Origin of the sequence: Clostridium pasteurianum BC1 (assembly GCF_000389635.1) — a bacterium.
GTDB classification, from domain to species: Bacteria; Bacillota; Clostridia; order Clostridiales; family Clostridiaceae; genus Clostridium_I; species Clostridium_I pasteurianum_A.
In genome coordinates this window covers 2426357-2452478 of record NC_021182.1, presented here as the reverse complement: position 1 = coordinate 2452478, position 26122 = coordinate 2426357, and the positions used below count along the sequence as shown (strand labels likewise).

Here is a 26122-nt window from a genome sequence, read left to right as displayed (position 1 = left end):
AATTCTAGACCAAAGCAAAGTATTTTATACAAAATAATCTCTATAGATAATTTTAAAAAATATATCCTCTAATAAATTATGCTCATTAAAAAATAACTTAATTTGAATTTATATATCCTGATTTTTTCCTTTAATAAGCATATTACCTTTTTCTAAAACTACATCTGTTCTTATTGAATATATCATCTGAGCTACTGGTGTAGATTCAATAGGTTTATCATTTTTATCCTTTAGATCCTGTAGTTCTATAATAATATTGTCTCCCTTTGGCTTTAAAACTTCCACAGTATCTCCCTGAAAAGCTTTATTTCTCTGTTCTATAACAGCTCTTTTAGTTTCCATGCTGTAATCCATCACAATTCCAATAATATCAAAATTTCTTATATATGCTGAAGATTTATGATACTCTTTGTTTCTTTCACCAAAGTAAAAGCCTGTATAATAAATTCTGTGGCTAGGCTTCATCAAATAATCCATCCATTTATTATTGAATTCATATTTCGATGGATCTTCAAAATACTTATCAACAGCCTCTCTATATGCTTTCACCACAGATGCTACATAATATGCACTTTTCATTCTACCTTCGATTTTAAAGGAATTTATTCCTGAATTAATGAGTTCCGGTATATGTTCTATCATACACAAATCCTTAGAATTCATTATATAAGTACCCTTATCATCTTCGTTTATAGGAAAATACTCACCAGGTCTTTTTTCTTCAACTAAATAGTATTTATATCTGCAGGGCTGGGCACACTGACCCCTGTTAGAGTCTCTACCTGTCATGTAATTTGAAAGAAGACATCTACCAGAATAAGACATGCACATGGAACCATGGACAAAAGCCTCAATTTCACAATCCTCTGGAATCCTTTTTCTCATCTCTTTTATTTCTTCTAATGACAGTTCTCTTGCAAGAACAATCCTCTTTACTCCCTGTCTATACCAAAATATGGAAGATTTCCAATTCACATTATTCGCCTGTGTACTTAAATGTAATTCTAAGTTTGGTACCACTTCTCTGGCAGTCATAATAATACCTGGATCGGATACAATAATAGCATCTACCTTCAGGTCATATAACTCCTTTAAATAGTCTTCTAGTCCTTCTAAATCTTCATTGTGGGGGAATACATTTAAAGTTACATAAACTCTCTTCTTTCTACTATGAGCAAATTCTATACCTTCTTTAAGTTCAGCTGTAGTAAAATTATCTGCAAAAGCCCTTAAATTAAGTTTGCTTCCACCAAGGTACACTGCATCTGCTCCAAAATTTATAGCAGCTTTTAATTTTTCTAGATTTCCCGCTGGTGCAAGTATCTCTGGTTTATTCATCTATTATTTTCCTCCTCGTAGTAACTGCTATTCCATCTCCCATGGGAATTACAGAAGTTATAAGTCCTTTATCTTTAGAAACTATATCTAAATAACTTCTCATCCTCTTTACAATGGTAATTTTTCTTCTTTTCACAAGCTCATCATTGGCAACCATTCCTCTAAATAAAACATTATCTGCAACAATAATGCCATCTTTATTTAGAAGTCTTAAACATTCTGGAAGGAAGTGATTATAATGTCCCTTTCCCGCATCCATAAATATTAAGTCGTATTTATCCTTTAAGCCCTTCAAAACTTCTAAGCAATCCCCTTGTTTTATTTCAATTTTACTGGTTAATCCGTATTTTTCTATATTCTTTTTAGCCTCTTCTATCATATTGATGTCTCGTTCAATAGTTGTAATTTTTGAATTTTCATTGGCATACATGCTCATTAAAATTGATGAATATCCAATAGCAGTGCCTAATTCCAATATTTTTGCAGGCTTTTTTATGGTTAATATGACCTCTAAAAACCTTGCAGTCTCCCTTTGAACTATAGGTACAAGATTCTTATGAGCGAACTCTTCTATTTCTCTTAATATGTCAGATTCCTCGCAAATAAGACTTTTAATATATTGTTCAACATAGTCAAAAGTAATTCCACTCATTAAAATTCCTCCAAACTAATTGGAACCTTGAGTAATTTTTTTAACTTCTTCAAATTTCTTATACTCATCTGTAAAGAAGTGAGTTCCATTATTATTTGACACAAAATAAATATAATTTGTATTACCTGGTTTTAAAGCTGCTTCAATGGATTTTAGCCCAGGATTACATATAGGTCCTTCCGGTAATCCATTCACATAATATGTATTATAATTAGATTTAATCTCTAAATCCTTATCATATAATTTATCTTTATGATAACCCAATGCGTACTCTACTGTAGCGCAGGATTGAAGTTTCATATTTTTATTTAATCTATTATAGAATACTGAAGCTATTGTATTTCTTTCTGTATCACTTTCAGCTTCTCCCTCAACTATAGATGCCATAGTAATTACAGCGTCATACTTACTTTTATCTAAAGAAATATTATCTCTTTTAAGTAAGGCGCTAAATTGCTTATCAAAATGGGATAACATCAAATCTATTATTTCTTTCCCAGGCATATTCTTTTTCAATTGATAAGTATCTGGGAAAAGATATCCTTCTAATTTGTATTTTCTATTATTATCATTCTTAATATAATCAGGAAGCTTATAATCACTACTTGCCTTTATAAAATTATCTTTAGTTATAACTCCTTTTTTATCCAGCAATTCTGCAATTTGTGATAAATTATAACCTTCTGGTATAGTTATAAATACTGTATTTTTATCGAAAACTCCATTATTTATATTGTTTATAAATTTATCTATACTTAAGTTGTTATAAAGAGTATAAAGTCCCGGTCTAATATTACCGGGAGCTTTTTTATATTTTATATAGGCTTTTATAAGGTTAGAATTTCTAACAAGTCCTTGTGAATCAAGTCTAGATATTACACCATAAAGCGTATCTCCATTCTTTACCTCAAACTCCTTATTACTATTAACCCTAAAAGGATGATTTAATGAATTTGCTATATATGCGAATAAAACAAGTAATATTATAATAACTATAGAAATATTAATAATCAGCTTATTTTTTCCTTTATATATGTTTTTCATACCGCTACCATCCTACATATTTCTATTTATTTCTACTTGTTCTTTTTCTAATGTTTGAATCAAGTTCTTTCTTTCTCATTCTTATACTTTTAGGAGTAACCTCAACTAATTCATCAGAAGCTATGAATTCAAGACATTTTTCTAGACTCATTTCCCCTACAGGAACTAATTTTAATGCATCGTCAGCACCAGATGATCTTGTATTTGAAAGATGCTTTTTCTTGCAAACATTAACATCAATATCATCAGCTCTTGAACATTCTCCAGCTATCATTCCAGCATAAACTTCTGTACCTGGTTCAATGAAAAGTCTTCCTCTTTCTTGTGCATTATATAACCCATAAGTTATAGCCGTTCCTGGTTCAAATACTACAATTGAGCCTCTACTTCTCTCAGGTATTTCTCCTCTGTACTCTTCATAGTCATCAAGTACACTATTCATTATACCATTTCCCTTAGTATCAGTCATAAATTCATTTCTAAAACCAATTAGACCTCTTGATGGTATCTTAAATTCCAATCTTGTATAACCATTTATAGCTGATGTCATGTTTTTAAGTTCAGCTTTTCTTGGTCCCAATTTTTCCATAACTACGCCCATGAATTCTTCTGGTACATCAATAGTTAAATTTTCTATTGGTTCAAGCTTTTTACCATCTTTTTCTTTATAGATAACCATTGGCTTTGAAACCTGAAATTCATAACCTTCTCTTCTCATTGTTTCAATAAGAATTGAAAGATGTAATTCTCCTCTTCCACTAACTTTAAATGAATCAGCTGAATCAGTTTCTTCAACTTTTAAACTTACATTAGTTTCAAGTTCCTTATTAAGTCTATCTCTTATATGTCTTGAAGTAACAAAGTCGCCTTCTCTACCTGCAAAAGGTGAATTGTTTACCATAAAATACATACTCAAAGTAGGTTCATCTATATCTACAAATGGAAGTGCTTCTGGAGTAGCTGCATCCGCTATAGTTTCACCAATATTTACGTCTTGTATACCGGAAACAACAGCTATATCTCCTATCATTACTTCATCAGTTTCTACCCTTTTTAATCCTTCATAAACATAGAGAGAAGATATTTTAAAATTTTGTGTAGAACCATCTTTTCTAATAGCAGCAGCTTGCTGATTTTTCTTTAAACGACCTCTTTCTACTTTTCCTATAGCAATTCTTCCAACATATTCATTGGAATCGATAGTAGTTACAAGCATTTGAAAAGGTGCTTCTAAATATCCAATTGGAGCCTTTACATGCTTAATTATTGTGTCGAATAATGGCTCCATATTATCACTTTCATCTTCGACTTCATATTTTGCTATTCCATCTCTTGCAGAAGCATAAATTATTGGGAACTCAAGCTGTTCATCACTAGCACCAAGTTCTACAAACAAGTCAAAGACTTCATTAATAACATCAGTAGGCCTAGCATTAGGTTTATCTATCTTATTTACAACAACTATAGGCTTAAGTCCAAGCTCTAAAGCCTTTTTCAAAACAAATTTTGTCTGTGGCATTGGTCCTTCAAAAGCATCCACTAGTAAAAGAACACTATCAACCATTTTCAATACACGCTCAACTTCTCCACCAAAATCTGCATGTCCTGGTGTGTCTACGATATTAATTTTAATACCCTTGTGTATTACAGATGTATTCTTTGAAAGTATTGTTATTCCTCTTTCTTTTTCAAGATCATTAGAGTCCATGACTCTTTCCTGAACTTTTTCATTACTTCTAAATACATGGCTTTGTCTTAAAAGTGAATCTACAAGTGTTGTCTTACCATGGTCAACGTGAGCTATTATAGCCACGTTTCTTATGTCATTTCTAGTAAATAATTCCATGTTTTATCCTCCAAACTTAATTTAAGGTATTTCAAAATAAATAACAAAACAAACCGGACTAGTATATTGGTTGGTTATCTTTTTAATACCTTATGGTAATTGTATTACAATTCTGAGAATTGTATATATAATTGCAAAAGTCACAAATAAAAATTGGATACTGATTAGCATCCAATTTTACTTTTATCATACTTATTCTAATATTATGTTTATAAAAAGTCAACTTAAGAAAATAATTAAGTCAATTATATTTCCATAATTATAGGTAGTATCATAGGCTTTCTTTTAGTTTTTTCATATAAGAATAACCTTAAACCATCTTTTATATTGGATTTTATTGTAGCCCATTCAGTTATATGATTTTCTTCACATTCCTTTAGAGCATTTTTAACAATTTCTCTTGCTTCATCCATAAGATCTTCTGATTCTCTCACATATACAAAACCTCTAGAAATAATATCTGGTCCAGCAATAACACTGCCACTTTGTTTTTCAATAGTAACAACCACAGTGAGAATTCCATCCTGTGATAGATGTTTTCTGTCTCTTAAAACAATATTTCCCACATCTCCAACACCTAGTCCATCTACAAATACTTGACCTGAAATTACACTGCCATTTTTTCTTATAGAACTTCTTGTAAGCTCAATTACATCTCCATTGTCAGCTATAAGTATATTTTTCTTTTCCATACCAAGCCTTGCTGCAAGCTCACCATGCTGTTTTAAATGTCTATACTCTCCATGAACTGGCATGAAAAACTTTGGTTTAACTAAAGTATGAATTAACTTTAATTCTTCCTGGCAAGCATGACCAGATACATGTACATCTGCTAATGCTTCATATATAACATCTGCACCTTTTTTAAATAACTGATTTATTACTCTAGAAACTAATTTTTCGTTTCCTGGTATTGGTGATGCTGAAATAATAACCATATCACCATCAACAATATTTACTTTCTTGTGTTCAGAAGCTGCCATTCTTGTAAGTGCAGACATAGGCTCTCCCTGACTTCCGGTTGTTATTATCGCAACTTTGTCAGCGGGATACCTATTTATAGCATCTATACTGATCATTGTTCCCTCTTTAGCTGTTAGATATCCATATTCAATGGCAACCGCTAAAATATTTTCCATACTCCTGCCTGATACAGCTACTTTTCTATCAAATTTTTCTGCTGCCTCCACCACTTGTTGAATTCTGTGTATATTAGATGCAAAAGTAGCAACTATTATTCTTCCAGTAGCTTTAGCAAATATCTTTTGAAATGTTTCTCCAACTGTACTTTCAGACATAGTGTATCCTGATCTTTCAACATTAGTACTGTCAGCTAGCATAAGTAAGACTCCCCTCTTACCTAATTCAGCAAATCTAGCGAAATCCGCAACACATCCATCAATTGGAGTATAGTCTATTTTAAAATCACCGGTATGGAAAATCACACCAAGTGGAGTATGAATAGCTATAGCAGTTGAATCCGCTATACTATGACTTGTTCTTATAAACTCAACTGACATGGTATCAAGTTTTATAATATCTTTTGGCTTAACACATACAAGCTTAACAATGCTTAAAAGACCGTGCTCCTTTAGTTTTGTTTCAACTATACCTAAGGTGAGTTTTGTTCCATACACAGGAACATTTAATTGTTTCAAAACATAGGGAAGTGCTCCAATATGATCTTCATGTCCATGCGTTAAAAATATCCCCTTAACTTTTTCAATATTTTTAACTAAATAGGTCACATCTGGAATGACTATATCTATTCCATACATTTCTTCATCTGGAAATTTCAATCCACAGTCAATTATTGCTATTTCATCTTTATATTCTATAACTGTTATGTTTTTCCCAATCTCATTTAAACCACCTAATGGCATAATTTTTATTTTGTCTCTTTCTTTACGCATAACTCTACCCTCCTTTTTTACTTAAGTCATATTCAAAGAATTAGAAGGTTAGTATACAGATATATTTTGCATCCTATTTAATTGATAAAAATTCACAGTATAATCATAAGTAAAACCGCACCCTTATCTAATACAAAATTCATCTTGTACATTTACCTTACTATCTCCTTTCACATGCCAATATTTATATATTAATTATAAATATTTTCAAATTTATTTTAATTTACTGGATTTATTGCAATCACTGCATAATCCGTAAAATTTAACACTATGATTTTTTATTTTAAACACATACTTTTCTTCAATAGTATGCTCTAAAGAATCTAATAAATCCCCTTCTACCTCTATAACCTTACCACAATTTGTGCAAATAAGGTGGTGATGCTGATGATTTTCATTTTCGTGAACAAGTTCATATCTACTGCAGCCGTCGTTTAAATCAAGCTTGGATATAACGCCTAATTCCTCAAGTAGAAGTACAGTTCTATACACTGTAGCTAATCCAATTTCAGGACAATCTACTTTTACTAGTTCATAAATTTCTTCCGCAGTAAGGTGCTGCCCTTCACTTTGTATTATTATATCTAAAACAGCTCTTCTCTGAGGTGTCAGCTTATAGCCCTTTTGTTTTAAATTATTTTTTAATTTTTCTATTTCATCTATTGATAACTTAGGCACATAAATCCCCCATTTCGTAAGTAAATAAAGCCTAAATTACAGACCTTAAATAAAGTTCTCCTAATTTAGTTCTCCATCCGGAAATAGCGCTTCATAAGCTTCACTTACCATATTAAATTCATCCTCATCTTCTACTGTATAGAGAATATCATTACCGTCTTCATCTATATCAATTCTAAGTACTACAGCTTCTGAATTATCGCTATCATCCTTAGGTGCAACTATCACGTATTCATTTTCCTCAATATCTAATTTAGTTATCACTTCAAAATCTACTTCATTACCATCTTCATCTAAGAGAGTAATATTAGTCACATCATTTTCCATAATAAACTGTACCTCCATTTTATTACTATTTTAAATACTACAATGAACTTTGTCAAATTTTACTTTTATCCGATGCCTAACCACTCTAATACTCTCACTGCACTCTGTGAAAGTGATTCACACAAAATCAAAGATTTTGGTTCTCTACTTTTCTTCAAATGGGAGTAAAGAGTGGCTACGTCCCTGGATAATTCATCTAAACTTAGTGGGAATACAAACTCCCACTAAGTAAGATTCATTGATAAACTATCTAAATATCCCTGTAAAATATAGGTAGCAGCCATTTTATCTATTATCTTTTTACGTTTTGCCCTTGAGAGATCAGCTTCCAGCATGGCTTTTTCAGCAGCAACTGTTGTAAGTCTCTCATCCCACATTTTCACAGGTATATCTATTTTTACCTTGATAATTTCGCAAAAGGCTAAAACCTTTTCACTTTGTGGACCCACTGTACCATTCATATTTTTAGGTAAACCTGAAACAATAGTTTCCACATTATATTCTTTGCATAACTTTGCCAATTCTTCTATATCCTTATCCTCGTTTTTTCTTCTTATGGTAGTAACTCCTTGAGCTGTATAGCCCAGTGGATCACTTATAGCTACACCTATAGTTCTATCTCCTATATCTAATCCTAAAATTCTCATAATTGACTCCTTTTATTATGCGTAAAATAAAAATAAAAATGCCTATAATAGGCACTTTTATTTTACATTTAAATAAGATTTTAATACTTCCTCCAGTATCTCATCTCTCTCCAGTTTTCTCACTAGAGCACGTGCACCATTATAATTAGTTATATATGTAGGATCACCTGATATTATGTACCCTACTAGCTGATTTATAGGATTATATCCTTTTTCTTTCAAAGAGTCATATACTTCACTTAATATAGCCTTTGTCAAATCTTTTTTATTCTTTAATACATCAAATTGGATAGTATTATCATTGTTATTTGCCATTTAAACTTTCACCCCTTTGTGAAATGGTATCAAACTAGATATTTATATTATAAATCATATTTCATCAAAAGTATACTATTTAACTAATTTTTCCATTATACTTTCAACTTTTGTTATAGCTTCCCCAAGCTTTTCCGGATTCTTACCACCAGCTTGAGCCATATCTGGCCTTCCACCGCCTCCGCCTCCGCAAATGGCAGCTATTTCTTTTATTATCTTACCACAGTTAACGCCTCTTGATACAGCACCCTTTGTTGCCATTGCTATTAACTGTACTTTACCATCAATGCTGCTGCCTAAAACAACTACTCCTTCACCTATTTTGCCTCTTGTTTTATCAGCTAGATCTCTAAGAGAATTACTATCAACATCTTTTAATTCCATTGCTGCGAACTTTATTCCCTTAACATTCTTAATAGACTTTATTATATCATCTTCAGAACCTGAAGCCAATTTTGACTTTAATTTATTTATTTCTTTTTCTTTTTCTCTAACTTCATTAGTAATTATACTAATTTTATTTAGAATATCCTTTTCTGAACACTTTAAATCTTTTTCAATAGTTTTTATCAATTCAATTTTCTCATCAATATTTTTTAGTGCTTTTAAAGCTGTAACAGCTTCAATTCTTCTTATACCGGCTGCTACGCCAGATTCGGAGACAATCTTAAACAACCCTATTTCACCACTATTATTTACATGAGTTCCTCCACAGAGTTCTTTACTAAAGTCACCTACAGATACCACTCTTACAGCCTCACCATATTTATCGTCAAATAATGCCGTAGCTCCGGATTCTCTAGCTTCCTCTAAAGTCATGACTTTAGTTTCCACATTAAATGTCTCCATTACATTTTCATTTACCAAAAACTCAACTTTTTTTAACTCATCTTCACTTACGGGAGCAAAATGTGTAAAATCAAATCTCAATCTCTCGTCATCCACAAATGATCCTGATTGATGGACATGCTCTCCAAGCACTATCCTAAGCGCCTTCTGAAGCATATGGGTTGCTGTATGATTTTTTGACACTCTATTTCTTATATCTTTATCTACTTTTAGAGTTATTTTTTCATTTAATTTAACTGTACCATTTTTTATTTCTACAATATGAATAATTTTATTGGAGATATTTTTTTTACAATCAGTTACTATACCTTCAAAATCATCTCCAGAAATTATTCCCCTATCACCAATCTGACCACCCATTTCGCTATAAAATGGAGTTTTTTCAGTAATTAAAATTCCACTATCCCCTTCAGATAACTCTTTAACAAATTGCTCTTTTGAGATCAACAGTTCGACTTTAGATACTAATTCTAAATTATTGTATCCATCAAATTCAGTCTTTATCTTAGATGGAATTTTATCTAAAATACCATTATTCACTCCCATGTAACTTAATTCTTCTCTTGCTGCTCTAGCTCGTTCCCTCTGCTGCTGCATTTCTTTGTTAAATTCATCTATATCGATGCTTATGCCCTTATCCTCAAGAATTTCTTCCGTAAGTTCTAATGGGAAACCATAAGTATCATATAATCTAAATGCCTTTTCACCTGATAAAATATTAGACTTTGTATTTTTAATATCTAATATGTATTCATTTAAAATAGCCATACCACTATCTATAGTTTCGGCAAACCTCTCTTCTTCAAGTCTTATGACTTTTTTTATGTAATTGCCTTTGTCTTTCAATTCAGGGTAAGCTTTAAATGAATTTTCAATTACTACATCGCATAACCTGCCTAAGAAATTCCCTTCTATTCCCAAAAGCTTCCCATGCCTTGAAGCCCTTCTTAAAAGCCTTCTAAGTACATAACCTCTTCCTTCATTTGAAGGGAGTATGTCATCACTAATCATGAAAGTTGTACTTCTAATATGATCAGTTATAATTCTAATGGAAATGTCATCACTTTTACTTTCTCCATATACTTTCTTGGATATTTTACATACTTCATCCAATATCTTTTTTATAGTATCTACTTCGAATATACTGTATTTGTCCTGCATTATACCTGCTATTCTCTCAAGTCCCATACCTGTATCTATATTAGGCTTTGGCAATCTATTATAGTTTCCATCCTCATCTTTATCAAACTGAGTAAACACAAGATTCCAAAACTCCACAACTCTATCTTCATCCGCAGCCTTTACAAATTCATCTACGGTGGTAATAACCCCCTGTCCTCTATCAAAGTGAATCTCTGAACAAGGGCCACAAGGTCCTTTACCTATTTCCCAAAAATTATCCTCTTTACCTAATCTAAATATACGTTTTGGATCTACTCCAGCTTTTTCAGTCCAAATTTTAAAAGCTTCATCATCATCTAGATATATTGTAACATATAATTTATCTTTTGGAAGTTTTAATATTTCAGTTATAAATTCCCATGCCCAGGGAATTACTTCTTCTTTAAAATAGTCTCCAAAAGAAAAATTTCCCAGCATCTCAAAAAAAGTACCATGTCTGGAAGTTTTACCAACATTTTCTATATCTCCAGTTCTGACACATTTTTGGCAGGTAGTAATTCTTGTATTTGGTGGCACTTGAAGACCTGTAAAATAAGGTTTCAAAGGCGCCATACCTGCATTTATAATAAGTAATCCTTTATCATTTTTAGGTACTAATGAAAAACTAGGTAATCTTAAATGACCTTTACTTTCAAAAAAGCTTAAATATGCCTCTCTTATTTCATTCAATCCTATTTTATCCATGGTTATCTCCTCCTGTTATAAGGCAAACTATTAATCCCTCTAAATATATTGAAAGTTTAGATGAATTATCTGGGTACATGCTTTTGTTATACTGTATTTAGCAGTTTATTACATTAGTTAGTTCATATATAATAAAAAGCCTTCAATCCCTGAAAATCCAAGGGACGAAAGCTATAATTCCGCGGTACCACCCTAATTACACATAATTGTGTCACTTAAATAATATAGTTCAGAGACTGCTTCGATAAATTGATTAAGAAGTTTTCACCAGCCACTTCCTCTCTATATATATCAATAAATATCTACTACTTCTCGTCATCACTTTAAAATATTAGCTACATACGATTATATTTAAAATTATCCATTATGTCAATATTAATCAAATAGGGTTACTGAAAAATAAATAACAACTGACATACTCACTGGCCATCTTTTACTATACCTTAATTTAATATAAATAATAATTTAAATCTTCATATATAACTTTTATGACTACTGAAATAGGTATTATAAGTATCATACCTGTAAAGCCTCCAAGTTTTTCACCAATTAGCAATAATACAATAACTAATAGAGGATGCATGTTTATAGAATCACCTGTAATTTTAGGACATATTATATTACCTTCTATTAGCTGAAGTATATAAAGCCAAATAGCTGTCCACAATGCTTCTCTAGGTGATTCCATAAATGCTACAACTATTGCAGGAATAGCCCCAAAGATAGGTCCAAAATAAGGTATAATATTAAAGACTCCATTTAGTACTGATAGTATTATTGGATAGTCAACTTTTAAAGAGAATAGTATTGTAAAGGTAAGTATGCTTATTATAAGAGATAGTGTTAATTGGCCAACTATATATCTGCTTAGATTTTTATCTATATCTTCCATAGTTTTTCTAATTATATTTCTCCATTTTACACCAAATAAAATTAAAAACTTATTCTTTATATTATTACTATCTGATAAAAAATAATAAGAAATAACAGGTATAACTGCAATAGCTAGCAAATTCTGTCCTATTTTCATACTCATCTCAATTAAACCACTTACAAATCCTTTTACTATATAATTGATTTTATTATATAAAATAAAAAAGGCTCTATTTTCTGAATGATTATTTCTCATTAATTTTATCTTTTCGTTAATGATAGTAATATATTTTAAAATCTCTCTGCTGGTTTTATTTATACTAGTACTTTCCTTAAGCATAGCAGGTATTAAAAATACTATTGAGCCTACTATTAAGGTACATACACCTAACAATAAGATAATTGATGCAATTTCCTTTTTAATACCTCTTCTAACTAGATAATCATTAAAAGGCTTTAACATATATGCTACTATGAAACTAATAAACAGAATATAAGATATATTTCTTATGATTTCACTAGTATAGAATATATAAGCTAGTATAAATATTATTAAAATAATTATTATGTATTTAAGTTTATTTTTCATTTTCACCATCTTCTAAATTTAATTTGTGAAAAATAGTTACAAAATTAAATTTTCTATTTTTATTCACATGAAATACATTTTTATCTCCAATTATATAATCCTGTTGTAAAATAACCTTTTTTCCCTGCGTAAAGTTTTGTAAAATTCCTCTAGATATGATTAATCCTTTGATTTTAAAATTTGACGAGTCAAATATTATCTCTTCTACTATGCCATCTATATCCCCCAAATCATCCACAACCTCTAATCCACGAAGATCATCAAAGCTAAGATAAGAATGGCTTTTATTTAATTTTTCTATAATCATATACTTATTAAAAGACACTATATCTTCAGCTAAAACAGTTGAAGATCTTTTTAAAATACTTGTGCCTGAAATAACAAATCCCTTCACAGCATTTTCACTCATATTTATAAGTAAGTCTGTTATAACTCCAATTTTCTTACCCTTTAGATTATAGACATCCATCCATATGAAATCTTTTCTCTTATACATATTACCACCTAAATATATTGTAACCATCAAATATATTTTTAATGCAAAATACTGTTACCTTAAGATTAAAGTTCACGAAGAATTTGTAAAATCTTTTAAAGGTAGGATTTACTAATAGTCTGCTAAGTTGAATTTAATTTAATAAAATAGTAAAACACTATGAAAATCAATGAATATTCAATGATTTTCATAGTGTTTTAAAGTATAAAAAATATGAACTACACTAATTTCCATGGACATGTTCATGGATTGCTTCTGAATGAGTCTTCATTTCCCATGCTTCAAGTCCAACACTTTCTCTATAAGCGTTTATTGCCTTATGAATAGCTTCTTCTGCTAAAACTGAACAGTGCATCTTTACTGGTGGAAGACCGTCAAGTGCTTCTGCCACAGCTTTATTAGTTAAATCCCAAGCTTCTTCAATAGTCTTTCCTTTTATAAGCTCTGTTGCCATGCTTGATGAAGCTATAGCAGATCCACAACCAAAGGTCTTAAATTTTACATCCTCTATTTTATTATCTTCTACTTTTATATATATCTTCATTATATCTCCACACTGTGGATTTCCAACTTCGCCAACACCATTGGCATTTTCTATTTCTCCAACATTTCTTGGATTTCTGAAATGATCCATTACTTTATCACTATACATCATAATTATCTTTCCCCTTTCTCTTTTAAAAAATCTTCCCAAAGTGGTGACATTTCTCTTCTTTTTCTAACTATTTCTGGTAAAGTCTCTAAAACATAATCTACATCCTCTTCTGTGCTCTTTGCTCCTAGAGTCAATCTAAGGGAACCATGAGCTGTTTCATGAGGTAATCCTATGGATAAAAGCACATGCGAAGGATCCAGTGAAGCAGATGCACATGCACTACCTGTGGAAGCATATATGCCTGCATAGTCTAAATCTAACAGTAATGTTTCTCCCTCTATGCCAATAAAACTAAAATCTGAATTTCCCGGTAGTCTTCTATCATCACTGGGACCATTTAATTTTGTATAAGGTATTTTTTCCATTATTCCCTTAACTAATTTATTTCTCAAATTATTAAGTCTTTGTGATTCTTCTTCAAGTTCTGATGTAGCAAGCTCTATAGCCTTCCCTATACCTACAATACTGGCAATATTCTCTGTACTTGCTCTTTTTCCTCTTTCCTGACCACCGCCATGTATTAAATTTTCTATTTTAACACCGCGTCTTATATACAAGGCGCCTATACCTTTGGGCCCATAAAATTTGTGACCTGCCAGGGATAATAAATCAATATTCATGTCCTTAACATCAATTTTCACATGACCAATTGCTTGCACTGCATCTGTGTGAAACAATACTTTCTTTTCTCTACAGACCTTGCCAATTTCCTTTATTGGTTCAATAGTTCCAATTTCATTGTTTGCAAACATAATAGAAACTAAAATAGTCTTTTCTGTTATAGCATTTTTTACATCCTCTACTTTAACAAATCCCTCTTCATCTACAGGAAGGTAAGTAACCTCAAATCCATTTTTTTCTAAAAATTTACCTGTATGTATAATAGCATGGTGTTCAATTGCAGTAGTAATTATGTGATTTCCCTTATTTTTATGTGCAAGAGCTATACCCTTTAATGCCCAGTTATCTGCTTCAGAACCGCCGCCAGTAAAATATATTTCATCTTTTTCAGCATTGATAGCTTTAGCAACTCTTTCCCTAGAAATATTTATAGCTTTTTTTGTATCGTCTGAAAAAGAATATAATGAAGATGGATTACCAAATTCCTCTGTAAAGTATGGCAACATTTCTTCTAAAACTTCTGGCTTTGTATAGGTAGTAGCTGCATAATCCATATAAACTCTCTTTTTACTCATGTACATTCACTCCTTTAAGTTTTATGCTTTTGTAATCATCAACCATATCCTGTAATGTTATAGATTTAGTTACATTGTCTATGCTTTCTTTAAGCTTAGCCCAAAGAAGTCTAGTAGCACAGCAGCTGCTATTACTACAAATTCCATCTTCTTCAATGCATTCTGAAATCTCTATGGGCCCTTCAAGTATATCTAAAATCTGATCAACACTTATTTCCCTAGGATCTTTATTTAGAACATAACCACCTTGAGCTCCTCTAATACTTTTTATTAAATCTGCTTTTCTAAGAGCTGAAAATAATTGTTCCAAATAGTATTCAGAAATACTTTGTCTTTCAGAAATACTTTTAATTGACACAGGTGTATTTCCATAGTTTATGGCTAAGTCAACCATGGCTTTTACACCATATCTTCCTTTTGTTGAAAGCTTCATTAGCTCACTTCCTTTATGGTATAACCCACTAATTTTAAACTTGAGTGTTTTACTAAACTTTATAGCATTATAATATCAAACCAGAGTAAAACTGTCAACAATAATTTTGTATTTTTTTCATGTTATATTGAATAAAATTTAATAAATAATGAATATCTTTGATAAATTAGCAAAACAAAGGTCTGCACTCTCGTACAGACCTTTGTTTTATAATTATCCTCTTAGTACACTTTCACCCATTAAATACTCATCCACAGCTTTTGCTGCCTGTCTTCCATCATTTATAGCCCAAACTACAAGTGATTGACCCCTTCTCATATCTCCAGCTGTAAATACTCCATTTACACTAGTCATATGATTTTCATCAGCAGAAATATTTCCTCTGTTGTCTAATTCTAAACCTAGTGCATTTATAAGACCTTCATGTTGAGGATGAACAAAGCCCATTGCCAATAATACTAAATCCACCTCTCTCACAAACCTAGAACCAGGTACTTCTGTAGGGATAAATCTGCCTGATGCATCTTTTCCCCACTGAACCTTAATCCCTTCTATGGCAGTAACTTTTCCATTTTCACCTATAAACTTCTTAGTTTCTGTACACCATTCTCTAATTGCGCCTTCTTCATGAGAAGTAGAAACCTTTAAAGTCTTTGGATAAAGTGGCCATGGCATTGTATTATCCCTTTCCTCAGGTGGTTTAGGCATTATTTCAAATTGATATACATTCTTTGCCCCTTCTCTTATTGAAGTACCAATACAATCGGAACCAGTATCTCCACCGCCTATAACTAAAACATTTTTATCTTTTACATCTATAGCTTCTTTTGATACATCGTCACCAGCTACCTTTTTATTTATATAAGTTAAAAAGTCCACAGCAAAATGTATACCTTCAAGGTCTCTGCCCTCTATTGGTAAATCTCTCGGAATTGTAGATCCACCACAAAGAACTACTGCATCAAAATCCTCTGAAAGAGCTTTCACATCATAATTAATACCTATATCAGTATTAGTTTTAAATATAATACCTTCTTCTTCCATCAAATTTATTCTTCTATCTACTATGTCTTTTTCAAGTTTGAAATCTGGTATACCGTATCTTAAAAGTCCTCCTATTCTGTCATGCCTTTCAAATACAGTAACAGTATGACCTACTGAGTTTAATTCAGCAGCCACAGCAAGTCCTGATGGACCAGAACCTACTACTGCCACACTCTTTCCCGTTCTAACTTTTGGTGGATTAGGTTTTATGAAATTTTCTTTGAAGGCTTTTTCAATAATTCCAAGCTCTAATTCCTTTATTGATACTGCATCGGAATTAACTCCAAGAGTACAAGCTCCCTCACAAAGTGCAGGACAAACTTTACCTGTAAACTCTGGAAAATTATTTGTTAAGTACAATCTATTAAAGCCAGCTTCAAAATCATTATTATAAACCATATCATTAAAATCAGGCATTAAATTTCCAAGAGGACACCCCCAGGAACAGAAGGGAGTACCACATTCCATACATCTAGCACCTTGCTTACGTAATTCCCCTTCTTCCATTGGAAGATAAATTTGTTTATAGTCATTTATTCTATCTTTAACTGGACGTTTTTTAGCAGTCTGTCTTTTATATTCTTTAAAACCAGTTGTTTTTCCCATATTATTATACCTCCTATGCTCTCAAAGCAGAGATTTCTTTATTTTTCTCTAGCAAAATTTTCTTATAAGCAGTTGGTATGATCTTTTTGAACTTCTTCTGTGCCTTATCCCAGCCTTTAATTAAGCTAGCAGCCTTTAAGCTTCCAGTGTAATTTTCATGTGCTGCAATTAAGCTGTAAACTTCTTCTATATCATCTTCATCTAATTCATCTATATCTACAGTATTATTTTTAATCTTATTTCTCAATGAATTATCTTCGTCAAATACATAAGCTATTCCCCCGCTCATTCCAGCAGCAAAATTTCTACCAAAATTGCCAAGGACAAGTACGGTTCCACCAGTCATGTATTCACAGCAGTGATCACCAACACCTTCTACTACTGCAATAGCACCACTGTTTCTAACTGCAAATCTTTCTCCTACTAGACCGTTTATATATAGTTGACCTTCAGTTGCTCCATATAGAATAGTGTTACCTGCTATAACATTTTCATCTTGTTTATAGTTTGCATTAGCTGGAGTCTTAATTATTATCTTTGCCCCTGACAAACCTTTACCTACATAGTCATTTGCCTCTCCTTCAAGATTAAGTGTTAAGCCATGAGCACCAAAGGCACCAAAACTCTGTCCTGCAGCTCCTTTAAAATTAAATTGTATTGTATCTTCCAAAAGGCCTTTATTGCCATATAATTTAGCAACCTTTCCACTTATCATAGCTCCAACTGCTCTATCAGTGTTCTTAATTTCAAAATTAGCAACTACTTTATTTTGATTATTTAAAGCATCCTGAGCTATCTTTATCAATTTACGATCCATAGAATTTTCAATGCCATGTTCTTGCTTTTTCACACAATATGGCTTTATTCTGCTTGGCATATCAGGTTTATATAATATCTTTGAAAGATCTATTCCCTTTGCTTTCCAATGGTTGCTTTCATCTTTCACTGCTATTTTGTCAACTCTTCCAACCATTTCATTCATAGTTCTAAATCCAAGCTTTGCCATATATTCTCTAACTTCCATTGCAATAAATGTCAAGAAGTTTACTATGTGTTCTGGTTTTCCCTTGAAATTCTTTCTTAGTTCTGGATCTTGAGTTGCAATTCCCATATCACAGGTATTCAAATGACAATTTCTAAGCATTGTACATCCGAGTACTACTAAAAGTGTTGATGCAAATACAAATTCTTCTGCCCCTAAAAGAGTTGCTATAACTATATCTCTACCAGTTTTAAGCTGCCCGTCAGTTTGAAGTACTACTCTACTTCTTAAATCATTCAATAAAAGCACCTGCTGTGCTTCTGAAAGACCAAGCTCCCATGGTATACCTGCATGTTTAATAGATGATACTGGTGAAGCTCCTGTACCTCCATCATGTCCGCTTATTAATATAGCATCTGCATGTGCCTTTGAAACTCCAGCAGCTACTGTACCAACGCCAACCTCTGATACCAATTTTACATTTATTCTTGCCTCAGGATTTGTAGATTTCAAATCATAAATTAATTGTGCTAAATCCTCAATGGAATAAATATCATGATGAGGTGGTGGTGATATTAAATCTATTCCAGGAGTTGAATGTCTAACCTTTGCTATAGCTTCATCAACTTTTCTTCCTGGCAACTGCCCGCCTTCACCTGGTTTAGCTCCTTGAGCCATTTTAATCTGCAGTTCATCTGCATTTACTAAATATTCAGCATTTACTCCAAATCTAGCTGAAGCAATTTGTTTTATTGCACTTCTCTTCCAATCTCCATTTGCACTTTTTTTGTATCTTATTGGATCTTCTCCACCTTCTCCACTATTACTCTTACCACCTATTCTGTTCATGGCAATAGCAATTGCTTCATGTGCTTCTTTACTTATAGAACCAAAGGACATAGCTCCTGCACAGAACCTCTTTAGTATTTCACTTACTGGTTCTACTTCCTCTATAGGAATTTCTCTATCTATTTTAAATTTAAACATACTTCTGATAGTACATAGATTTTTATCTTGATTATTTATAAGCCCAGCATAATTTTTATATAAACTATAATCATTGCTTCTTGTAGAAACTTGAAGCTTGTAAATTGTTTCTGGATTGAAAAGATGGAATTCTCCATTACTTCTCCATGCATAGCTTCCACCTACATCTAATTCAGAAACTGGTTTTCTGATATTATTGAAAGCATTTTTATGTCTAATTAAAACTTCCTCTGCTGCTGTTTCTATATCTATACCTTCTATTCTTGAAGGCGTTCCTTCAAAATATTTATCTACAAAATCACTTTTAAGTCCAATAGCTTCAAAAATTTGTGCTCCATGATAACTTCTTAAAGTGGAAATGCCCATTTTAGATAAAATCTTCAACAATCCATGATTTACTGCATATATATAATTATCTACAGCTTCTTTGTAAGATATATCTTTTATTTCTCCATTATTAACCATTTGCTTTATGGATTCATAAGCAATATATGGATTTACTGCTGTTGCACCATATCCTAGAAGAAGAGCTGCATGCATAGTTTCTCTTGCTTCACCAGTTTCTGCTATAATGGAAACCTTAGTACGAGTTTTTTCCCTAATTAAGTGATGGTGTACTGCTGATACTGCTAAAAGACTTGGAACAGCTGCCTCAAAGGAATTACTGGATTTATCACTTAAAACTAAAATATTATAGCCTTTAATTACTGCGTTAGAAGCTCTTTCACATATTTTTTCTAAAGCTTCTTTAAAACCTGCTACCCCAGTGTCATATTTAAAAGTAATTGGTATAGTTATTGTTTTAAAATCGTTGTTACTAAGCACCTTTATTTTTGATGTCTCTAAATCTGTTAAAATAGGTGAATGTATCTCTATAAAAGGATTATTGTAAAGTTCTTTATTTAATATATTCCCCTGTGATCCTATATAATTTGTAAGGGAAGTTACAAGTTCTTCTCTTATTGGATCTATTGGAGGATTTGTAACCTGAGCAAATAACTGTTTGAAATATGCAAATAATACCTGTGGTCTATTTGATAAAACTGCAAGTGGAGTATCATTACCCATTGAACCAAGTGGTTCTTTAGCTGTACTTGCCATACCTTTCAATATTATTTTTAAATCTTCCAGAGTATATCCAAAAGCTTGTTGTCTTTCTTTTAATGCTTCTGGTATTATTTGTGTATCATCTTCAAAACCATTTAAATCATCTAAAACAAATTTATATTTAGCTATTGCTTCTTTATATGGCTTATCAGAACATATAGATTTTTTAACTTCTTCATCACTTATTATTTTTCCCTTACTAGTATCAAGTAAAAATATTTTTCCTGGTTCTAATTTACCATTTTGGATTATATCTTCTGTTGGGAAATCTAAAACTCCTGCTTCAGAAGAAAGAACTACTGTTCCACTTTTGGTTATTACATATCTAGCTGGTCTTAGTCCATTTCTATCAAGAACTGCTCCAACCTGTGTTCCATCTGTAAAAGTAACAGCTGCTGGACCATCCCAAGGTTCTATTAATGAACCATGATATTCATAGAAAGCTTTCTTATCCTCATCCATTTCTTCATTTGCTTCCCAAGCCTCTGGTATAAGCATCATCATTGCATGAGCAGGACTTCTTCCATCCATAACTAAAAGTTCAAATACATTATCTAATGAAGCAGAGTCACTTCCATCAGGATTTATAATTGGAAATAATTTGCTTATGTTTTTCCCAAAAATCTTTGACTCTAAAACTCCTTCTCTTGCATGCATCCAATTTCTATTACCTCTTATGGTATTTATTTCTCCATTATGAGCTAAATATCTAAAAGGCTGAGCCAAGTCCCAAGTTGGGAAAGTATTTGTACTAAATCTTTGATGAACTAAAGCAATAGCACTTTTAAAATTTATATCATTTAAATCCATATAATAACTTGTAATTTGATCTGGAAGAAGTAGTCCTTTATATATGATCTTTTTACTGGATAAACTACAAACATAAAAATAATTTGACCCATTATCCAGCAGTCTTTTTACTTCACTTTCAGCTCTCTTACGAATTATATATAATTTTTTTTCAAACTCATCTTGAGTTGCACATTTATTTTCTATAAAGATTTGTTTTATTATAGGTTCTGAACCCTTTGCAGTTCTTCCTATTATTCTACTATCAGTTGGTACATGTCTCCATCCAAGAAAATCCTGACCTTCTTCTTCTATTACTCTTTCTACTATGCCTTCACATTGATGGCAAAGAGTAATTTCTTTAGGTAAGAACATCATACCTACCCCATACTGACCTTCTTCTGGTAAAACTATTCCTGAATTTTCACATGCTATTTTAAAAAACTCATGTGGTATCTGAAACATAATTCCAGCACCATCACCAGTTTTAACATCAGACCCAACTCCACCTCTGTGAGTTAAATTTACTAGTATTTCTATACCCTTTTTTATAATATCATGGGTTTTTTCACCCTTTATATTTGCCACAAACCCTATACCACAATTATCTTTTTCAAATTGTGAATCATACAGGCCTTGGTTTTTTGGATAACCAGTTTTTACGTTCATTACTTTAGCCCCCCTGAATTTTTAAATTATACTCATATGTTCTATTAATATAACATCAATAGAAGCTTATTTCCAATTCATAAATATAAATTAAAATTATATATTGAATGGAGTTTTAATATATTTATTTTACCAAATCCGTTTAGTATATATTATAATTGTATTTTTGACGCTTTTCAACTGAAAACTTGCATTTTACACTATAATTATTGCTATTCCAAAAGATTTTTTATTTTAATTTTTAAAATATATACATTTAGAAGCATAATTATAAATAATTTCAATTTATTTCATTGTTAATTTATCTATAAACCTCTCTTTTTAATGATATTTTTAAAAAATTAATGCATATATATTAATTTTTTAAAAATCTGTTATTTAGAAGAAGATTATATCAATGAAATATATATTATTGAAATATTCACAATGAAATACTATTTTTTACTCCAAAATTCTAAAATAACATTATTGTTCTTATTTAGAAAAGTATTTATTTTTTTCATATGTGACCATTCTTCAGGTAATAATCCTTTATAAATACTTTCAGAATATCTTTCATCTATTAATACTACAATCCCTCTATCTTTATCGGTTCTCACAACTCTTCCTGCAGACTGAAGGACTTTATTTATGCCCGGATAGACATAGGAATATAAAAAACCATTTTCATTATTTTTTATAAAATATTCTTTAATTAAATTTCTTTCTAAAGATATTTTAGGAAGACCAACTCCAATAATAATAGCACCACTTAGTTTTTCTCCTATTAAATCAATACCTTCACTAAACACCCCGCCCATAACTACAAATCCAAGTAGTGTTTCTCTGTTATTCTCAGAAAAAAGTGCAATAAAATTATTTCTTTCCTCTTCAGTCATATTGTTTTTCTGGCATACTACATTGATATTTTTATTTTCCTCATGAAATATATCCAAAACACTTTTCATATAATTATAGGATGGAAAAAACACAAAATAATTTCCTGCCTTTTGAGATACACAATTTGTTATAATGGAAACTATCTCTTTATAAGTAAACTGTCTGTTATTATATTTTGTAGATACACCATCGTTTAGCAGCAAACATAAATTTTCTCTTTTAAAAGGTGAAGGCAATCTGATTTTATAGGAATCATTATCTCCACCTAATAACTTTATAAAATAATTCATAGGTGTTAGTGTAGCTGAAAAGAATACTGTAGACTTTACTTTTTCTAAACATTTTTTCATAACTTCTGATGTGTCAACACAAAACATCTTTAATAATAGATCATCTTTAATTTTTTGGCTATAGGTAATATATTCTTCACTATAATCTTCATAAATCCTAACAAATGAATTTAATTTAAAATAAATATCTAAAATTTCTGCTTTAAACTCACACTTATCATTTACTATTAAAAATCTTTCTGCTTCATATATAAAATTATTCAGAAGCTTTATTATATCCTTAGGTGGATCTTTTTGTACATTTACTCCAATATTATTTTCCTCACATTTTTTTCTTTCCTTTACCAAAAATGTATTTATCTTATTTAGACTTTTATATAAAATAGAAGATATATTTTTACATTTATTTTTTAAATCTAAAATATCTTTCTTGTATAATTCTCCTGAATACATATTTCTTGCCCTGTCCACTAAATTATGAGCCTCATCTACAAGAAGACAATAGTCTCCACCCTTTTCTAAAAAAAATCTTCTTAAGTATACTTTTGGATCAAAAACATAATTATAGTCACACACTACACAATCACACCAGTTTGTTAAATCCAAAGAAAATTCAAAAGGACAAACGCTGTGTTTCTCTGCATATTTTTCAATTACTTCTCTAGTAATTATATTTCTATTCAATGCATCAGTTATAGCTTCATTTATTCTGTCAAAATGACCTTTAGCATACTTACATAACTCTGGATCACAATTAGTTTCTTCTTTAAAGCATATCTTATCCTTTGCAGTAATCCATACCGTTTTAAAATCCAGGTCATTTTCTGCTAGAAGAAGAAAAGCCTTTTTTACCTCTTCTCCTGTGGTATTCTTTGCTGTAACATAAAAAATTTTTGATATAATACCTTCCCCTAGTGCCTTAATCCCAGGAAAAATAGTTGATATTGTCTTACCAATTCCTGTAGGTGCCTTTACAAAAATATTTTTATTTTCTTTAATAGAAGTATAAATAGCTACCGCTAGTTTTCTTTGTCCTAATCTGTATTCTCTATATGGAAATATAAGTTTTTTTATAGATAGGTCTCTCTTTTCCCTCCAATTTTTTTGAAGTTTTGCCCAGTATATATATTTATCAATTATCTCATTAAAAAATTGTTCCAATTGAACTAGAGTATAAGACTTAATTAAGTATTTTATTTCCCTGCTATTCATTTGATAATAGGTTAGCCTTGTATCAATAATTTTAATATCATTCTGTACACAATAAAAGTAAGCATAACATTTAACCTGTGCCCAATGTAACCTATTATAATCTTCAGTAATATTATTTAGATCATTAGTAGTAGTTTTGATTTCATCAATTATAGTAACTTTATCTTTTGTAATTATTCCATCTATTCTTCCGTTTATTTCCAAGGAAATATCATCCTTTATTATTGTGTGAGAAATAGCTACTTCTCTATTATAATTGTCGCCAGAATTTTTTTGTATTTTTTGATGTACTTTAATTGCCTCTATATTTCTATTATTTCCAGCAAATGTGGATACTAAATCCCCACTTCTCAAAATAAATTCAATTAAATCCCTTACAGATATCCTTATCTTAGTTATATTATCCATACTTAAAATTTCTCATCATCCTTGTAATATTTCCTATCTTCCATTTCATCAGGAAAATATTTTTGCTCTACATAATTCCCTGGATAGTTGTGAGGATATTTATACTCAATTCCATTTCCGAAATTTTTCGAACCCTTGTAATGAGTATCCCTCAAATGAACTGGAACTCTATACTGAAAATCTTTAGCATCCTGAAAGGCTTTATCTACTGCCATTACTACCGAATTGCTCTTAGGTGCTTTTGATATATATATTATAGCCTCAGCTATAGGTATTCTTGCTTCTGGCATACCTATAGTCTCAAGTGCATTCCATGCAGCATGAGCTATAAGCATCGCTCTTGAATCTGCCATACCTACATCTTCAGAGGCGTGTACTATTATTCTTCTTACAATAAATTTAGGATCTTCTCCTCCTAATATCATTCTTCCAAACCAGTAGAGAGCTGCATCTGCATCTGATCCCCTCATACTTTTTATAAAGGCAGAAGCCATATCATAATGGTTATCCCCTGCTTTATCATAGTTTATAATTCTTTTTTGCATGGACTCCTGTACTAATTTTTCGTCTATTTCTATTATGCCCTTTTTATTTTTAACTGTAGATAGAACTGCTATCTCTAAAGTGTTTATAGCTGCCCTTGCATCTCCACCAGATAATTGTGCTATGTAAGATAAAGATTTTTCTTCTATATTTATCTTTATACTACCATAGCCTCTTTCTCTATCCTTTAGAACGTTATTTAATATTTTAACTATTTCTTCATTACTGAGACTTTCTAATTGAAATATTTTTGATCTGCTTAAAAGCGCATTATTTATTTCAAAATAAGGATTTTCAGTAGTGGCACCAATTAACACCACTATGCCCCTTTCAATAGCATCCAGAAGTACGTCCTGCTGAGATCCTTTTTTCAAGGCATGAATTTCATCTATAAAGAAAATAGTTCTTTTTCCATAAAGCTTTAGTAACTCTTCTGATTTATTTATATAATCTTTAATCTCTTTTACACTTATAATGGCAGCGTTGAGTTTTACAAATTCACATTTTGTTTCTTTAGAAATTATTGATGCTAGTGTAGTTTTACCAACCCCTGGAGGACCATATAATATTATGGAAGTCAATCTGTCAGCCTCTATAAGTCTTCTTAAAATTTTTCCTTTTCCAACTATTTTCTCCTGCCCATAAAATTCATCTAAATTTCTAGGTCTCATTCTTTCGGCTAAAGGTTTATTTGATCTGTTATTTTCCATAGCCATAGTAAATAAATCCAAAATATTCCCTCCTCTATTGGTTTTTAACATATTTTTAACGGCCTCTAAATTAAAAATTAACACTATCAAATTATATTTAAATAAGATATAGTTTTGATAGTGCTTAATTACTATTATCAATGAATCTTACTTAGTGTGAGTTTGTTTTCCACACTAAG

At 31.1% G+C, this 26122-nt stretch carries 19 protein-coding genes and 1 other annotated feature; all 19 genes read right to left on the bottom strand.

Annotated features, from left to right (window positions below; translation table 11 throughout):
- Nucleotides 1-108: 108 nt before the first annotated feature.
- The 19 genes from CLOPA_RS11400 to CLOPA_RS11310 all read right to left on the bottom strand — a co-directional run bounded on the left by CLOPA_RS11400 (nt 109) and on the right by CLOPA_RS11310 (nt 25964).
- Complete coding sequence (locus tag CLOPA_RS11400) at nt 109-1338, bottom strand: peptidase U32 family protein (RefSeq protein ID WP_015615583.1); 1230 nt, start codon at nt 1336-1338, stop codon at nt 109-111.
- Entirely contained in the window at nt 1331-1990 is a 660-nt protein-coding gene (locus tag CLOPA_RS11395; RefSeq protein ID WP_015615582.1) for an O-methyltransferase, read from the bottom strand. Before CLOPA_RS11395 ends, CLOPA_RS11400 begins: the two co-directional genes overlap by 8 nt.
- Before the next feature lie 15 nt (nt 1991-2005).
- A complete protein-coding gene (gene mltG, locus CLOPA_RS11390; protein WP_015615581.1) occupies nt 2006-3034 on the bottom strand; it encodes an endolytic transglycosylase MltG in 1029 nt (342 codons plus the stop codon).
- A 22-nt stretch (nt 3035-3056) separates the two neighbouring features.
- Nucleotides 3057-4880, bottom strand: coding sequence for a translational GTPase TypA (gene typA / locus CLOPA_RS11385; protein WP_015615580.1), 1824 nt, complete (start codon nt 4878-4880; stop codon nt 3057-3059).
- 245 nt (nt 4881-5125) lie between these two features.
- Entirely contained in the window at nt 5126-6793 is a 1668-nt protein-coding gene (locus CLOPA_RS11380; protein WP_015615579.1) for a ribonuclease J, read from the bottom strand.
- Between the two features lie 213 nt (nt 6794-7006).
- Nucleotides 7007-7471 (bottom strand): Fur family transcriptional regulator, encoded by a 465-nt coding sequence (locus CLOPA_RS11375; protein ID WP_015615578.1) that lies wholly within the window; start codon nt 7469-7471, stop codon nt 7007-7009.
- A 60-nt stretch (nt 7472-7531) separates the two neighbouring features.
- Nucleotides 7532-7798 (bottom strand): DUF1292 domain-containing protein, encoded by a 267-nt coding sequence (locus CLOPA_RS11370; RefSeq protein ID WP_015615577.1) that lies wholly within the window; start codon nt 7796-7798, stop codon nt 7532-7534.
- Nucleotides 7799-8022: 224 nt separating this feature from the next.
- Entirely contained in the window at nt 8023-8445 is a 423-nt protein-coding gene (gene ruvX / locus CLOPA_RS11365) for a Holliday junction resolvase RuvX (RefSeq protein WP_015615576.1), read from the bottom strand.
- A 57-nt stretch (nt 8446-8502) separates the two neighbouring features.
- Entirely contained in the window at nt 8503-8760 is a 258-nt protein-coding gene (locus CLOPA_RS11360; protein ID WP_015615575.1) for an IreB family regulatory phosphoprotein, read from the bottom strand.
- Nucleotides 8761-8835: 75 nt separating this feature from the next.
- Nucleotides 8836-11475: an alanine--tRNA ligase gene (gene alaS, locus CLOPA_RS11355; protein WP_015615574.1), complete on the bottom strand. Its 2640-nt coding sequence runs from the start codon at nt 11473-11475 to the stop codon at nt 8836-8838.
- 157 nt (nt 11476-11632) lie between these two features.
- Nucleotides 11633-11803, bottom strand: a binding site (T-box leader).
- Between the two features lie 120 nt (nt 11804-11923).
- Nucleotides 11924-12937, bottom strand: coding sequence for an AI-2E family transporter (locus tag CLOPA_RS11350; protein ID WP_015615573.1), 1014 nt, complete (start codon nt 12935-12937; stop codon nt 11924-11926).
- Nucleotides 12927-13433 (bottom strand): PRC-barrel domain-containing protein, encoded by a 507-nt coding sequence (locus CLOPA_RS11345; protein WP_015615572.1) that lies wholly within the window; start codon nt 13431-13433, stop codon nt 12927-12929. Before CLOPA_RS11345 ends, CLOPA_RS11350 begins: the two co-directional genes overlap by 11 nt.
- A 223-nt stretch (nt 13434-13656) precedes the next feature.
- Nucleotides 13657-14085 carry a Fe-S cluster assembly scaffold protein NifU gene (gene nifU, locus CLOPA_RS11340; RefSeq protein ID WP_155241994.1) on the bottom strand — a complete coding sequence of 143 codons (429 nt, stop codon included), beginning with the start codon at nt 14083-14085 and terminating at the stop codon, nt 13657-13659.
- A 5-nt stretch (nt 14086-14090) separates the two neighbouring features.
- A complete protein-coding gene (gene nifS, locus CLOPA_RS11335; protein WP_015615570.1) occupies nt 14091-15284 on the bottom strand; it encodes a cysteine desulfurase NifS in 1194 nt (397 codons plus the stop codon).
- A complete protein-coding gene (locus tag CLOPA_RS11330) occupies nt 15277-15717 on the bottom strand; it encodes an RrF2 family transcriptional regulator (protein ID WP_015615569.1) in 441 nt (146 codons plus the stop codon). Before CLOPA_RS11330 ends, nifS begins: the two co-directional genes overlap by 8 nt.
- Before the next feature lie 213 nt (nt 15718-15930).
- Nucleotides 15931-17367 (bottom strand): glutamate synthase subunit beta, encoded by a 1437-nt coding sequence (locus tag CLOPA_RS11325; RefSeq protein WP_015615568.1) that lies wholly within the window; start codon nt 17365-17367, stop codon nt 15931-15933.
- Nucleotides 17368-17380: 13 nt separating this feature from the next.
- Nucleotides 17381-21901, bottom strand: coding sequence for a glutamate synthase large subunit (gene gltB, locus CLOPA_RS11320; RefSeq protein ID WP_015615567.1), 4521 nt, complete (start codon nt 21899-21901; stop codon nt 17381-17383).
- Nucleotides 21902-22335: 434 nt separating this feature from the next.
- The gene (locus CLOPA_RS11315) at nt 22336-24690 is read right to left on the bottom strand and encodes an ATP-dependent DNA helicase (RefSeq protein ID WP_015615566.1); all 2355 of its coding nucleotides are present in this window, start codon (nt 24688-24690) and stop codon (nt 22336-22338) included.
- Nucleotides 24691-24692: 2 nt separating this feature from the next.
- Nucleotides 24693-25964: a replication-associated recombination protein A gene (locus CLOPA_RS11310; protein ID WP_041710868.1), complete on the bottom strand. Its 1272-nt coding sequence runs from the start codon at nt 25962-25964 to the stop codon at nt 24693-24695.
- Between the last annotated feature and the right edge of the window lie 158 nt (nt 25965-26122).